Source organism: Trichodesmium erythraeum IMS101 (assembly GCF_000014265.1).
GTDB lineage: Bacteria > Cyanobacteriota > Cyanobacteriia > Cyanobacteriales > Microcoleaceae > Trichodesmium > Trichodesmium erythraeum.
This window is the reverse complement of the sequence record NC_008312.1, coordinates 1,454,025-1,469,682: the sequence shown is the minus strand read 5'-3', so window position 1 is coordinate 1,469,682 and position 15,658 is coordinate 1,454,025. Positions and strand designations below refer to the sequence as shown.

Annotated in this window: 10 protein-coding genes and 2 pseudogenes; 7 read left to right on the top strand and 5 right to left on the bottom strand. The window is 33.1% G+C overall.

The window, feature by feature from the left end; translation table 11 throughout:
* Positions 1 to 8: 8 nt before the first annotated feature.
* From TERY_RS27105 to TERY_RS36180, 3 genes and pseudogenes are all read left to right on the top strand, one after another.
* On the top strand, positions 9 to 464 hold the full coding sequence (locus TERY_RS27105; RefSeq protein ID WP_081432519.1) for an IS630 family transposase: 456 nt from the start codon (positions 9 to 11) through the stop codon (positions 462 to 464).
* Positions 465 to 840: 376 nt separating this feature from the next.
* Positions 841 to 1,020, top strand: a complete 180-nt coding sequence (locus TERY_RS34445; RefSeq protein WP_196797214.1) for a hypothetical protein — start codon at positions 841 to 843, stop codon at positions 1,018 to 1,020.
* Positions 1,021 to 1,068: 48 nt separating this feature from the next.
* Positions 1,069 to 1,386: pseudogene (locus tag TERY_RS36180) on the top strand (D-alanyl-D-alanine carboxypeptidase family protein); the annotation flags it as partial.
* A 248-nt stretch (positions 1,387 to 1,634) separates the two neighbouring features.
* On the opposite strand, the gene TERY_RS04375 reads toward TERY_RS36180, so the two are convergent.
* Entirely contained in the window at positions 1,635 to 2,459 is an 825-nt protein-coding gene (locus TERY_RS04375; RefSeq protein ID WP_011610717.1) for an alpha/beta fold hydrolase, read from the bottom strand.
* A gap of 370 nt (positions 2,460 to 2,829) precedes the next feature.
* On the opposite strand from TERY_RS04375, the gene infC reads away from it, so the two are divergent.
* The 3 genes from infC to TERY_RS36175 all read left to right on the top strand — a co-directional run bounded on the left by infC (position 2,830) and on the right by TERY_RS36175 (position 9,341).
* Positions 2,830 to 3,366, top strand: coding sequence for a translation initiation factor IF-3 (gene infC, locus TERY_RS04370; RefSeq protein WP_011610716.1), 537 nt, complete (start codon positions 2,830 to 2,832; stop codon positions 3,364 to 3,366).
* A 1,492-nt stretch (positions 3,367 to 4,858) separates the two neighbouring features.
* Positions 4,859 to 7,891 carry a HEAT repeat domain-containing protein gene (locus tag TERY_RS04365; RefSeq protein ID WP_011610715.1) on the top strand — a complete coding sequence of 1,011 codons (3,033 nt, stop codon included), beginning with the start codon at positions 4,859 to 4,861 and terminating at the stop codon, positions 7,889 to 7,891.
* A gap of 1,321 nt (positions 7,892 to 9,212) precedes the next feature.
* On the top strand, positions 9,213 to 9,341 hold the full coding sequence (locus TERY_RS36175) for a hypothetical protein (RefSeq protein WP_011610714.1): 129 nt from the start codon (positions 9,213 to 9,215) through the stop codon (positions 9,339 to 9,341).
* Positions 9,342 to 10,367: 1,026 nt separating this feature from the next.
* Here TERY_RS36175 and TERY_RS29795 read toward each other — a convergent pair.
* The 3 genes and pseudogenes from TERY_RS29795 to TERY_RS04340 form a co-directional block, all read right to left on the bottom strand.
* Positions 10,368 to 11,220: pseudogene (locus TERY_RS29795) on the bottom strand (IS630 transposase-related protein).
* Positions 11,221 to 11,522: 302 nt separating this feature from the next.
* Positions 11,523 to 11,705, bottom strand: a complete 183-nt coding sequence (locus TERY_RS27095; protein ID WP_370497140.1) for a transposase — start codon at positions 11,703 to 11,705, stop codon at positions 11,523 to 11,525.
* A gap of 768 nt (positions 11,706 to 12,473) precedes the next feature.
* Complete coding sequence (locus TERY_RS04340; protein WP_011610711.1) at positions 12,474 to 12,920, bottom strand: ATP-binding protein; 447 nt, start codon at positions 12,918 to 12,920, stop codon at positions 12,474 to 12,476.
* A 169-nt stretch (positions 12,921 to 13,089) separates the two neighbouring features.
* Here TERY_RS04340 and TERY_RS04335 point away from each other — a divergent pair, with 169 nt between their 5' ends.
* On the top strand, positions 13,090 to 14,223 hold the full coding sequence (locus tag TERY_RS04335) for a PP2C family protein-serine/threonine phosphatase (RefSeq protein ID WP_044137179.1): 1,134 nt from the start codon (positions 13,090 to 13,092) through the stop codon (positions 14,221 to 14,223).
* A 1,014-nt stretch (positions 14,224 to 15,237) separates the two neighbouring features.
* On the opposite strand, the gene TERY_RS04330 is transcribed toward TERY_RS04335, so the two are convergent.
* The gene (locus TERY_RS04330; RefSeq protein WP_011610709.1) at positions 15,238 to 15,585 is read right to left on the bottom strand and encodes an anti-sigma factor antagonist; all 348 of its coding nucleotides are present in this window, start codon (positions 15,583 to 15,585) and stop codon (positions 15,238 to 15,240) included.
* Positions 15,586 to 15,658: the final 73 nt, after the last annotated feature.

Below are 15,658 nucleotides of genomic sequence, written 5' to 3'. Positions count from 1 at the left end.
AAGAGAAAATTAAGTTAATTAATAAATATTCGGAAAATCAACTGCCAATTCGCTATTGGTGTCAAGACGAGACTAGAATTGGATTAAAAACTATAACAGGTAAAGTCATTACTGCTTGCGGTGTTAAGCCCATTGGTTTATATCAATGGCTATTTAAATATCTATGGCTTTATGGTTTAGTAGAACCAAAAACAGGAGATTCCTTTTTTTATGAATTTAGTCATCTAGATACTCCTTGCTTTGAAAGATTTTTAGAGCTTTTTTCTCAAACATATCCTGAAGAGATTCATATTATTCAACTAGATAACGGGCGAGGGCATCTAGGGAATGATTTATCTATCCCTGATCACATCATTTTATTATTTCAACCTCCTTATTGTCCCGAAGTTAATCCCATTGAAAGACTGTGGAAAGAGGTGAAAAAATTCTTGAAAAATCGAGTTTTCGATTCCTTAGATTTCTGACGCAGAATCCTGAGAAATATATTAACTGGATTTAGTCAAAAAGATATTGCTTCTTGTACAGGATATGATTTTATTCTTGAAGCATTATGTGTAGTCGGACTTTAGGAAATTGGTATTACAAGACTAGATTAATAAACAGGTGAAAAATAAATCTATAGGACACTTTAGATCAATAGCTTCTGGACTAGCTTTCGTTTTCTTGTTCCTACTGCTTTATTAGTGTTAGGACTAATTCTTAACGGCTATGCAATTGTGAAATTTTAACTAAAAAATATGCAACCATTGCGCCTTCTCCTTCTATTACACCTACCGTTCTTGTTTCTCCAGCACCTGAAAAAAAACCGCTCCGCCTCTTTCTACTCCGTTACAAACTCCAGTGAACCCTCACTCAGTTAAGTCAAAATCATATCTAACAGTAAAAGAACAAAAAATTGGGCATTTTCCCTACCCGGAGGGGAAAGCACAAAAAATGGTAATTATTGGCAGTTATGCCACTGGTGCAGAGTATCAAAAGCCTGAAAAATTGGCATCTGAAGTAGCCTTTGCTTTGATGTAAATGATATATGCAGCAGTGGATGATAGTATATAACTTGTAACCGTTTCAGGATTTCGCACTGTTGCTAACCAAAAGCAACTATTCCAATACCAAATTCAGCACTATGGTTCTCCAGAAACAGTTGCAAAGACTACTGCTCCTCCCAGCTATAGTGATCATCACACTGGATAGGAAATTGATATGGCTGATAGCAACTTCCCAGAAAAAGATATTACTTATGAGTTTGGAGAAACTAAAACTTTTCAGTGGTTAATTAAAAATGTCAACCAATATGGTTTTGAAATGTCATTTCCTGAAAATAACTCTCAAGGAGTAAGTTATGAGTATTGGCACTGGCGTTTTTCCAATTATGATAGCTTTCAATAGTTTGAAGTTCATTCCTTTCTTGTTCATTGGTATATTGTTTTTCAAAGACTGGACATTGTACTTTAAAATTGCTTTTAAAGCTGGGTAGATATTCCCACTCTCTTTGGAGATGAATCAGACCTTCAATATCATCAATGATCCACTTAGGTATTTTTGGTTTATTGTATAAACCTCCATCTCTAAGTAAAAATACCCTTGCCTAAAACCCAAGAAATATGTTAGCTATTTAGTCTAGTCAAGTTGATCAATCAGTATTTTTGTTTAACAATCCAATCAAGAATTAGACGATTAACTATTTCGGGACATTCATCGTGGGCACAATGACCAGCGTTATCTAATTCTATAAACTCTAAACGGGAATTAAGTTTACTAAACTGACTAGGATTAGCAAACTTGGCAGGAATGAATAAATCTTGCTTGCCCCAAATTAACAACATAGGAAGTTCCAGAGTAGGAAGTATAGCTTTGACACTAGGACCGAACTTAGTGCTACCCATAATTTTAAATAAAATACAAAAAGCACGAGCAGCACCCTGATCCCTCGGCGGTCCTGCCAATATATCCACTAGTTCTTCTGTAACTAGATCGGGATTACTATAGGCAAGTTTAACCCAGCGACGAATTATTGAGCTTCTGCGAAGGATAAAAAACAAACCCCTTAACAATAGTGGGGAAGCAACAATATTTTGAATCAACTCAACAGTAGGTAAACACCAACTTGGAATTACTTCTGCTTGAGCAGTTGGGTCTGGTAAACTAATCATTACTAGTCCTGCAACCATATCTTTATGTGTAGCAGTAACAACTAGGGATATTAATGAACCAATAGAGTTACCTACTAATATTACTGGTACTTGAATAAAAGCCTGCCAAAAATCATATATTTGCTCTACCCAAAAGTTACTATTGTAGTTGGCGATCGCCTTTTCCGAAGCACCAAAGCCCAATAAATCTAGTGCATAGACTGTATGTTTTTGACTTAATACATTTATGTTGTGTCGCCAATGGCCTATTGATGCACCAAAACCATGTAAAAGCAGTATAGGAGGGTTTTGTAGATTCTGGCCTTCCATAGTTTTGTAGTTACTTTGGCATCTAACATAAGTGTAGCGAGTTTGCCATCCTCGCCATACCCAGTCTCGTTGACTACCTACTTTTGTTTCCCAATTCTTTATATTCTATTTCCCCCAGAATTGCATAACTATATTACTATAGATTATTATAAATATTAACATATCTATTCAAAAAAAAGCAACTAAAAAGTCTCTTGCTTAAGATTTACACTCATACCAGCAAAATGTACATTGTGTTAAGCTAGAGAAAAACAGCGTTATGTAATAGGCTTGCATAAAAATATTTGATTATGATAATATATTATTGATAAGTTATATCACATAAAGTTTAACCAATATCCTTGCCAACATCGTTTTAAAATTCCAATTAATGCCAATCGAAAAAAAAAATAATCGTAATCTCCCTCAAGTTAACGAAAAGATTAGAGTTCCCAAAGTTAGGGCTGTTGATGCAGATGGCCAACAATTAGGAATTGTAGAAACAAGAGAAGCTTTACGGATGGCCCAGGAAAAAGGTCTCGATCTGGTTATGGTCAGTGATAAAGCTGATCCACCAGTTTGTAGAATAATTGATTACGGTAAATATCTGTTTGAACAGAAAAAGAAAGTTCAGGATGCCAAACGTAAGCAGCATAATGCCGAAGTTAAGGAAGTGAAGATGCGCTATAAAATTGAGGAGCATGACTATAATGTCCGCTTATCTCATGCAAAGCGTTTTCTCGAGTCTGGTGATAAAGTGAAAGCCACTATTATGTTCCGAGGCCGGGAAATACAACACAGTAACCTTGCAGAAGAATTATTGCAACGGATGGCAACAGATTTAAAAGATTTAGCGGAGATTCAACAAGCTCCCAAAAAGGAGGGACGTAGTATGATGATGTTGTTATCTCCTAAAAAGTCAAGTTGAATACTTTAAGCATTTATATAGAATTTACAGCAGGTACCAATTATATTAATTACGGAAAAATTGGGTTTAAAGCCTTGCCCTTCTAGGACAACTTCTAATTGTTTAATAAGTAGGGTTTAAATACCCGAATTGTCTCATAAATACTGTAGAGTAGAAAAGAATAGGTTTTTTGAAACCTCTTCATTTGAGAGTTAAACTTAAGAAGCTTTTAGGTCAATGAGCAGTTCAAACCTGAAAGCACAAATAGAGACCTACTTACAAAATTTTTTTGTCAGTCCTGCTTGGGTATTCCGAGACTTGAAATGGACGAGAAGGTCAGCCTAAGACTACTGCCAAGGTAGAAGCCGCCTCTAAGACGTCAAACCACGTATCAGCCAAGGCTCGGTAATAATTACCGTGCTTTTTGGCCGGGGCGAATATAAAAAATATTAAAGTAGAACTTAAATCTTAGCTCTGAGCTATCGGCTCTCATATATCAGCTATCAGCTTCAATAGCTATATAATGAGTAGTTAAAAACCTCATTAAATATCGCCCACTAATTGTTTAAATACAGTAGGGGAATATTACCCTTGAATCTTCAGTTGACTGCTAAATGCTGTTTACTGACGCTTCTGGAGCGGAAAATCTTATAGACATTTAATTAATCCTCAAATCTTTGTAGCGCGGACATATTAATGGGGATAGCTCTACTTCACCCTTGATAAAAAAAATAAATTACTTCATGTTATAATTAAAAATTTTTAGGAGCGTTTCATGGAATCTCCCCATTGTAGTCTGTCCATAATAGTCTATCCATAAAGAAACTGCTGTAATCTTCAATTATTATACCAGTTCCCTCAAGAATAGCTACACATTATAATCAAGAATAAAATCTTATGATCTTTTAAAATAAGCAGTCTAGTCTAAGTTTGTGAAATTAGTATTAAACTACAAGAGTTTTCAGTGAAATAAAGCACATTAAATAAACAATAACCCTCAGGACGTTGAATGCAACATCCCTAATTCTTAAAAAGACTTAACACATTAACATTTTCCCCGGGTATAAGGCACGAAAGAGTTATTGTGAGCCTTAACTCCGATGGGGGTTAAGTTTTTTTATCTTGCTGCAATTTAAATCTATATCAAAAAGCTTGAACCTATTTAAACCCCTGGCCTGGTGCGTTCATATTTTGTCTGATGACTGCCCGCCCGCGACTAACTAATTAATGAAAGAATAACAGATGTATTCAAAAAAAACTAAAAAGTCGCCAAAAACAACTAAAAAGCCACCCAATAGGCAGGCGAGGCGACCCTGTTTTTTGCTAAATTATAGACCTTACATAATATAAGATTAAAGGTAGATACAGGTTAAAAGCCTATCAAATCAGGTTTTTTGTTTAGGTGAATAAATTTTATATATATTGTTATATATGACAATATTTGACGATCTTGATATAGAAAGTTTACGATATTTCATTAACTATATAATTTAGTAAAAATTCAGTAAACCAGATGGAAGTGAGAAATTTAAAAAGTTATACAGGATTAGGAGATAAACTGCTAATATCTCTCAATCTCCGTTCTGAAGAAGTAGAGCGAACCTTACTAATGTTTGTGGTATATACTCTTACTTCTATAGGGTTAATTTGGTTAGAACTGAGTACAGTTAGTTTATTCTTAGACCAATATGGTGCTGAGAAATTACCTTGGATATATATTGCTAGTGCTGGCATAGGTTCAGGTCTTGGGTTTGTCTACTCCTGGCTACAAAAAATCATGCCTCTGCGCCGAGTAATAGTAGTAATTTTATTACTAATGGCAATTCCTTTATTCTTATTTAGACTTGGTATTGGCATTGAGAATATCAAGATAGCTGGTCTAAGTTTAGCTTTTCTCACTACTTTTATGATGTGGTTATGGGTAGAGGCTTGTTACTTACTTAACGATTTGAATAGTTCAATCACAGGTAACCAATTATTTAATATTAGAGAAATTAAACGGACATATCCAATAATAAGTAGTGGTTTTTTAGTAGCAGGAGTAATTAGTGGATTTTCTTTACCTCTAATAATATCATTTGTGTCGCTGAATAACGTTACAATAGTATCGGGCTTAATGGTATTATTTGGGTCAGGAATACTGTTATATTTATCAGAGAGATATCAACAATCTTTTCCTGATTCTAGCCGTTGGATACCAGAAGATGAGGAGCAGGAGTTTTCTACTCGGATAGTAAAAGGACCTCTACAAGGTTATATATTGCCGTTAATCATATTCTTTGTAATAGCAGAGGTACTATATGTATTAGTAGACTTTCAATTTTTTTATCAACTAGAATTGGAAAACCGGTCTCTTAATGGGGCAAATCAAATAGCAAGTTTCCTGGGTTTGTTTGAAGGAATTTTGAGTACTTGTCAAGTAGTAACTCAATGGTTTGCCTCTAGTCGTCTGGTAGAAAGAATAGGAGTTTTTGGTACAGCAATGGTACTACCATTAGGGGCAATAGCTTTAGGGTTATTTTCTTTGACGGGGGCAATAACAGGATTACTTTCAGTATTTATAGGATTAGTAATCCTGAGATTTCTAGATGAGTTACTACACTATACATTAATAGAAACTACTGGGCCTGTTTTATTCCAACCTTTACCAGAGAATATTCGTAGTGATGTTCAAACAATGGTAAATGGGGTAGCAGAACCCTTTTCTACAGGCTTAAGTGGATTAATAATACTAGCAATTCTTGGGGTAAGTAGATTAATATTAGACTCCAATCAACGTTTGTTTTCAGACCAGCAGGGTCTAGTCTTTGTGATCGCAATAATCATATCAGCTCTGGTATGGTTAGGAGTAATATTATTAATTAGAACTCAATATGTAAACTTATTGGTAAGGAGTGCAGGTAAAGGTAGATTTGCTGTTTTAGATGTAGATATGAGGGCATTGAAACGCTCAGTAGTAGAAACTTTGGAAAGAGGAACGGCAGAAGAAGATAAGCGTTCCTGTATTGAGTTATTAAGTCAAATAGATAAAAAAAATATAGGTGAAATATTGGCTCCACTACTCGGGGTAATGTCACCGGCATTACAATCTCAAAGTTTGGAAGTAATGTTGAATCACCCTAATCCAGCTTATCTCCAACAAGTGCGCTCGTTAACTCAAACATCACTACCAGCACAAGTTTTAGCTTTGGCTTTACGTTATATCTGGCTTACAGAATCAAAATCAGATGTTAGTCAACTTCGGCCTTATTTACAACCTTCAGTAGATCCAGTAGTAAGAGGTACAGCAGCAGCTTTAATTATGCGTAGAGGAGACAGAGAGCAAAAAGCTGAGGCTACTAATGTTTTACGCAGGATGATTACTTCTAAACTGGAAAAGGAAAGAGTCATGGGTGTTCGTGCCTTGGGAGAAGCAGATTATTTGCAAGGGTTACGATTATATATTCCGAGTTTATTACAAGATGAATCCTTACGAGTACGAAAGTATTGTATGGATGTGATTGCTGCTACTCATTTGGAAGGTTACTACCCCTCACTGTTACGGGGTTTATCCTACAAATCAACCAGAGAATCTGCATTGCAAGCATTAGTAAGATTAGGTAATGATGCGATTCCAATGTTGGTGAAGTTAGCCGATGATGCTCATAAGTCAGATCTAGTTCGATTACAAGCTTGGACTGCTATTAGTGAAATTGGTACAATAGAAGCACTAGATTCTCTGGTAAATAGAATGATGACAACTTGGGGTACAACACGTCGTAATATTCTACGCAGATTATTGAAAATGCCGGAAGAAATAGGAATTGAAGGGGTCCTGGAACGAGTAGGCCGCAGTGGAGTTGAAATTCTAGTAGAGCAAGAGTTGATGTTCTTGGGACAGATTTATGCGGGTATAGTAGACTTGTCTGGGGTAAGTATTAATTCAGAGAATTCTCTCTCTAGTGCTTTAGAGAAAAGTAATGGAAAACTAACTACTGATTATACAGAAATATTGTTGCGGTCTTTACAATTGTTGGAGTTAGATGCTATAGAACAGTGTTTTTTGTTAATGAAGTTTCTTTATCCATTGGGTTCTATTAAGGCAGCAGCTCTTAATATTAACTCAGATTCCCGTTCAAATGTGGCTCGCGGTTTGGAAATTTTGGATAATACTGTAGATATTTCTTGTAAGCGATCGCTGATTGATATTTTGGATCAAAAGAGCTATGAAGAAAAATTAAATAGTTTATCTGAAATGGTGATTTATCAACCAATGGCTCCTAGCGATCGCTTACGACACCTGCTAGATTTTCGCCATTTTCTTTCTGAGTGGGCTTTAGCTTGTTGTTTACAGATGGCTCGTGCAGCTCGTTGGAGTTTAACGGCAGAACAAACTTTAGTTTGTTTACGTCATCCTACTGGTTTTGTACGGGAGGCAGCTCTGGCTTACTTACGAATGGCATCTCAACGGGCATTAGTTGAATTATTGCCTCATTTGAGGAATGACCCAGACCCTCTGGTCGCTGCTCAGGTAGAGCAAATGATTGTTGAGTTTGGTATTAGTTAGATTGAAAAATATTCAGAGTGGGTCTACTTATTCCTTAAGCTGTTTTACCATTTAAACTAGATTACAGAAGTAGACAAAGTCTTGAAGGTGCAATTAAATTGCAGCAGCTGGGAAAATCTGATGCATGGAATAGATAACAAAGATTAGTATTGGTAACTGAAGATATAATTTATCTGTAGAGGTTCTCAGAGGTAATGTCTATCAGACTACCGCTATAAAGACGATCTAATCATATCCAGATAAATATTTATACTTTGGTGAAAGGAAGGCAGAAGGCATAAGGAACTTATACAGAAGGGTTTATCCCAATTGTGATTTAATTTTATATACACAGGACTTACACAAAGATAATACATATACTATAGTGCATAATGAAAAAAGCGCTATATTTACTACAGGCTTATGCTATTTTGACTTTCTTGAGCTTTTTGTGATTCAAATAATACTAATTTCCAAAAAGATTGTTACAATACTTACTATAGGCTTATGCTATTTTGACTTTCTTGAGCTTTTTGTGATTCAAATAATACTAATTTCCAAAAAGATTGTTACAATAAAATAGTTATAAAATTATTAAGTGATTGCAGTTATCAGATGAGAACAAAAACTCAAATATTAGAAACAGAATCTGAATTTAAAAAAACTTTTGTCCTATCAAACAGATAGCCGTATCAAAGAAAAATTACAAGCACTTTACTGGTTAAAAACGAAAAAGCTTTTTACTATAGGATAAATAGCAGACTTGCTCGGTTGTTATCAAGTTACAGTATAACCTTGGTTTGGTGAATATCGTCAAGGGGAAATAGAAGGAATATTAAACACAAAAAAAGTCCTGGAAGGCCAAGAGCAGGACCATCAGAGATCGTCACAAGAATAACCAAAGAACTCACTCATATCTGTGGAAGGTTTCTTTAGCTATGGTCAATTTCAATAATGGCTGCAAGTGTTTTATGAAAACAAAGTTCAATAATTAACAGTATATGAATTGTTTAGATATCGGCTGAAAAGTCAACTGAAAGTACCACAAATTTAGAAGAATTTGAAGAGTTTAAAAAAAACTAGATAAAGAAAATCTTAAAAAAAAAATAACAACTAAGGAAAAAAAATTAAGAGCTGAGAAAATTAGATATTGATGTGAAGACGAAACAAGAATTTGCCTGAAAACTATCAATGGTCAATTATTAACAGGAATGAGTATTAAGTCCATAGGGAAACACCAATGGCTGTTTAAGCATTTGTCGCTTTATGGGAGTAATATAACCATTCAATAGAAGCATTAACAGGAGAGAGTTTTTTCTATTAATTTAGCCATTTAGACACAGTGTGTATGGAAAAATATTTGGAGTTATTTGCCGAAAAATATCCTGATGATTTACATATTATTCAATTAGACAATGGAGCTCTAAATCAAAGTTTAAATATGCCAATTCCTGAGAACATAATTTTTTGATTTTAACCTCCTTATTCTCCAGAATTAAACCCTATCGAAAGATTATGGTTAGAAATAAACATAAAATTAACATGGGAAATATTTGATAATTTAGAGCAGCTCAGGAAAAGGTTGATATCTATAATTACAGAATTAACTGCACAAACAATTGATTCTTGTGGAGAATAATATATAGTTATTTTTAAGTAGTGATGTATTTAGTGATGATTTTTCTTTGCTAAAACTTATCTTTAGTTAGACTGCCTATGTATCTTGAAATTATTTGAGTATTAAGGATAAAATGAATTACAATTCAGGAAGAGTAAGTATTCAGGTGAGAGTCATCACACTTTGACCAATAGTCTGTAACTTCTTAACCAGGGTTTCTCACAAATTGATTTAATCTACTCAGAGGTACCACTAAAATTAGAATTATATTAAAACTATAAAAAAATCCTAGTTTTCTGAGGAATAATCTGAATAATTTAGCTAAAAATTGAGTGATTAGACTATGTAAATTTAGTCGATAAATAAAATATTATATCTCAAAATAGAATGACTTATTTTAGCAATCATTTTTTATGTAATCAGTGTGATATTTTTGGTAATATTTGAAACCAGAAAAATTATCCAGTATCTAGTATTAGGAATAGCTTGAATTCAATAGTAAGCGATGCCTAAAATATTTTTATGGACACAAGAAATAGCAATTGAAATTAAAATTATTCTCTTAACTTCACCAATGCTTAATTGTTGTAGTACTTTAGGTTAAAATTAAATTTATAGAATTAGATAAAATTAATAAATCATAGTAGATTTAATAATTTTATTTCCTATGATTTTTGTGGATTTTTTTTATCACACCCTTTTTGAACATATTTTTAACTACTTAAAATAGACTCAATTATTATTCCATAAGGTATTGATAAAACCCTAATATACTCACTTTTATTTATTTTTACTTATAACTATCAACCCTTTTTGATCATATTTTTAACTTTTATTTGTTTATTGAATAAACAATAAACTATAGATAAGAATGAGACACTATTTGTAACAATAATTACGAATAATTTCATCAAGAGATGTATTGATAGATGAATACATTCTAGCTCTTTTTTAATGCACTAAAATCATGTTCTATCTCATTTAAATCAGGAGAGTATTTTGGCAAAAATAGTAATTGATGACCCCCTGCTTCTACTAATTCTCTAATAACCTTTTTCCGTAATTAATGGTTAATTATCCGTGCAGCAGTACACTGGGAATTTTTAATGATGGTAATAAATGTTGCTCTAACCATTGTTCAAATACCACAGCATTTAGGGTTCCTTTCAATATAATTGGTGCTATTAAATCTTTTTCCTTTTTTCTTATCCCGGCTACTAAATTTTTTCTTTTATCTCGTTTTCCCTCTTGCTCAAGATAAACTTTTTTCCCTTTTTTTGACCAGGCATAAATACAGTCTTGATTCTCTTCAAATTCTGATTCATAAATAAATACAAGGCTTTTACTTCCAAATTTTTTGATGAAATTTCGAGGGAAAGCTGATAATATTTTATCATTTATTCTCTATTTCTTTCCCTATAACGAAGTTGTTGTTTTTTTAAGGAAAATTAATTCTTTTCAAAGCATAAAATATAGCTGCTTGATTAACTCCAAATTTTTTAGCTCTGTCTACCAATTTAAACTCTGGATTTGGCTTTAAATCTTTTTCTAATTCTTTCCAACCTAATTTTGTTCGACGACATTGTACCTTAGTTGCTGACAATTTTGGGCGAGATAACCATCTATATATCGAAGCTCTTTCTATTTCAAATAAATGAGCTGCTTCGGTCATCGTACCACCATTTTCTACAAAATTTATGACTTTTTGCCTGAAGTCTAAACTGTAAGGCATGGTGAAAAATAGTTTTTAGTTGAATTAAAATTATTCTACTCAATTTTTGTCTCAATCTTAATTAAAACAACTATATCATTTTAAAAGCTTTATTAAAGGCAGGAATTTTTACCCTAATTTACTCCTAGGTTTGACATCTTAATGCATAGTTTATACCTATAGTTACCTAGTTGGTATCTGGCATATACTCTTAAGTTTCAGCCTTTTTTTTCGATTTTGGTATATCGACCTTCCCTATTCCTTATTTTGTGAGTGTAGCAATATACAATAGCATTTATATCACTATTTTCTAGCCATTAAAATTATGCAAGTTTTCCATTTTCCTTCACCGTAAATTTGACCCCTGTAAAATCTACTACCAAATGAATCCCTTTCGTGATTGGGATCACGCTGTACACAATATTTAATTTATTGAGCTTACTGGATACAGTGCTATCATCAGGCACAGGTAAATCTAACCCCATCAAGTGAAATCTAAATTCTATAAACCCTTGTGTTTATTGCCTTGGTAGTCCAAATAAACAACTCAAAGTTACTATTAATTTAATTATCAAATCACTTGTATTATTAGATGCTCCTCTACCCCCCACTCTTGTGTTGATTGACCCATTGCTTTATTACCTCATAGGGTTAGCCCAAATGTCAAACTAACTCTTTGTTTTAAGGAAATATTATACTTAGAACAGTTGCTAAGACATTACTTAGACTTTGATTTGGACTTGGACTTGGACTTACTCATACTTACTTTTATGCCATGTACTATTATTTTTACACTATGGGCATCCGCAGTGCAACAAAGCCAACCTTATCAATTTAATTTGATACTTGATGACAAAAGAAATCAAGTGGCGAGTAATGCTATGGCCTGTCACGATGGCAGAGTATCTACACTTATGTTTAGGCCAGCTACTTGGATGGTAAATAGCAGAGACTCAAAGAGTAATTGAGAGTAAGAGTGGGTCTCAAAGCCAGACCTAATGTCCAACTTAGTGCAGGGAGTGTCTGATAGCCAATCAGTGAAAACTTATAGTAGAGGAGAAGACATTAACTTTAATTAAGAAAAGACAGTCAAAAGACCCGAAGGAAGAAATTCATAGTAAATGATAAATGCACCTATTCATCATTTAACAAAAATGCAGATAGTTATTATTCTCTATACTTAATTTATGAGTATCTAGCCTAAATATTTCTTAGAGTAACTAATAAAGCTCAGATTCTCTCAAAATCAGAATTGCCATTTAAACTTGGGGATATCACCAATAATCTTTGCTTATTAACAAACAGTTACGATTATCAGATGTACGAGTATAACTAATATGATCTGCTATGGCATACATTAATCTTATACCTCGTCCACCGGAAGCAAATATATCTGGATCGGGTTGTGCCTTTAACCATTCTATCAAATCAAAAGGCTGACCATAATCCCAAATTCTAATTTGGAGGTAGTTGGTATACATTGTAATTTCAATATCTATAGGTGTCTCTCTAGGCAAATACTTATGAGCATGGCGAGTTGCATTAGTGAAACCTTCAGCTAAAGTCAATTCACACTGTAACCAAATTGTTTGTGGAATTGTTACTTGATACAATTGCTCAAACCATGACAAAACTTTCTCATTTTCTTTCAGGTCTGAACAAACCTGCAAATAAGCTTTACGAAGCATTGGTAATCTATCAGAACGTTTTACGGTAGCCACACTTCTATATTCAATAATTACATAATGTATCAGGTATATTTTCTATATTATAATTGATCTATATAGAATTTATGTAAATAATTAACATTATAAATTCCAGCTGCTGGTCTACTTACTTTTATGTCATCTTTAGCCGAAACAGTGAATTAATTGTTTAACTAAGTCCATGATATATAAAATTTTGGTTATTGATGATGATACTACAGTTCAGGAATTGCTTAGAAGAGTTCTAGGCAAACAGGGTTATACTGTCACAGTAGCAAGTAACGGTGAAGAAGGTTTTAAACAAGCCCAACTCCTACAACCTGCTTTAATTATCTGTGACTGGATCATGCCGCGGCTCACAGGAATAGAAGTATGCCGTAAGGTTAAAGCTAGTTCTGATTTGTCCACTACTTTCTTCATTTTGTTAACTTCTTTAGGAAGTGTTCAAGATTTAGTTAAAGGTCTTGATGCTGGTGCTGATGACTTTATTTCCAAACCTATAAACATCAATGAAATGAAGGCTAGGGTCAGAGCTGGACTCCGACTACATCAGCTTTCTCAAGACTTGCAGACCCAAAAGCAACTACTAGAAGCAGAATTAGCTGAGGCTGCGAACTATGTGTCTTCTCTTCTACCAGCATCTGTAACAGAACCAGTAAAAGTTGAATCTCAGTTTATTCCTTGTCGCAAGTTAGGAGGAGACTGCTTTGATTATTATTGGTTAGATGAAAATTACTTAGCTGTATATTTATTAGATGTCGCAGGTCATGGTTTACGAGCTGCACTTCCTTCAGTTTCAGTTTTGAATTTGTTGAGGTCAAAGGCCATACCTAACTTAGATTACTATAAACCTAGTGATGTACTTAGAGCTTTAAATAATACTTACCAAATAACCTCTCAAAATGATAAATACTTTACTATTTGGTATGGTGTATATAATCTCTCTGAAAGTCAATTAGTTTATGCAAGTGCTGGTCATCCCCCAGCTATTTTGATCTCTGGTGATAGTCACCTTGCTCAAGTAAGTAAATTGAGAACTCCTGGAATGCCTATTGGTATGTTTCCAGAGGCTACTTATATAGATGATTCTTGCATAGTAGAAAAGTCTAGCTCTCTATATATATTTAGTGATGGTGTTTACGAAATTTATTTATCTGACGGAGAAATTTGGGGAATAGATAATTTTATTAATCTAATTTTAGAATATTATAGATATGGTTATTGCGATATAAACAAAATATTAGACTATATACAAAAGCTAAATTGTAGTGATGTATTTAGTGATGATTTTTCTTTGCTAAAACTTATCTTTAGTTAGACTGCCTATGTATCTTGAAATTATTTGAGTATTAAGGATAAAATGAATTACAATTCAGGAAAAGTAAGTATTCAGGTGAGATTCATCACACTTTGGCCAATAGTCTGTAACTTCTTAACCAGGGTTTCTCACAAATTGATTTAATCTATTCAGAGGTACCACTAAAATTAGAATTATATTAAAACTATAAAAAAATCCTAGTTTTCTGAGGAATAATCTGAATAATTTAGCTAAAAATTGAGTGATTAGACTATGTAAATTTAGTCGATAAATAAAATATTATATCTCAAAATAGAATGACTTATTTTAGCAATCATTTTTTATGTAATCAGCGTGATATTTTTGGTAATATTTGAAACCGGAAAAATTATCCAGTATCTAGTATTAGGAATAGCTTGAATTCAATAGTAAGCGATGCCTAAAATATTTTTATGGACACAAGAAATAGCAATTGAAATTAAAATTATTCTCTTAACTTCACCAATGCTTAATTGTTGTAGTACTTTAGGTTAAAATTAAATTTATAGAATTAGATAAAATTAATAAATCATAGTAGATTTAATAATTTTATTTCCTATGATTTTTGTGGATTTTTTTTATCACACCCTTTTTGAACATATTTTTAACTACTTAAAATAGACTCAATTATTATTCCATAAGGTATTGATAAAACCCTAATATACTCACTTTTATTTATTTTTACTTATAAATATCAACCCTTTTTGATCATATTTTTAACTTTTATTTGTTTATTGAATAAACAATAAACTATAGATAGGAGGTAAAGTATCTAGCCCGTCAGCAGAGCTTTGCTTCAGCCCGTGAGATAAGATTATATAACTGACCGTTATTGCTCCCAAATATATTAAATTTTAGTGGGTTTCAGGATAGCTGAACCATTAATCAAAAACTAATTCTATTTTGACGAGCCCATCAGTTATATAATATATCTACATTATGTAAAGCTATTACATACTTTCTAAAATCTAAGATACTTATTTAGAAATTTTAGGATTAGGATTTGCTTTGAGGTTGAAGACTTATATTAGTAGCTTTTTTAAACTCTTCTCGGTTAGGAAATATCCGAAAAACTCGATCTATGCTAGTTAGTTCAAAAAGCATTTTAATTTGCTCATTAATAGAACATATAACTAACTTACGTCCAGCAGCACGAACAGTCTTAAGTGCTATGACTAAAGCACCTAAACCGGAACTATCCATAAAAGTTACTTCTTTAAAATCTATCACAACAACATCAGCTCCAGCATTAACTTGTTCACTAATATCTTGGCGAAATGAAGTAGTTTTAGTACTATCTATAATACCAGAGGGTTCAATATATTTAATAACAAGATTATTCATATTTTCTAGAAGCTATAAATTTTAATATTATACTTTTCCAAAATGCAAATTTTAGAATGGCTGAGTAAAGGTT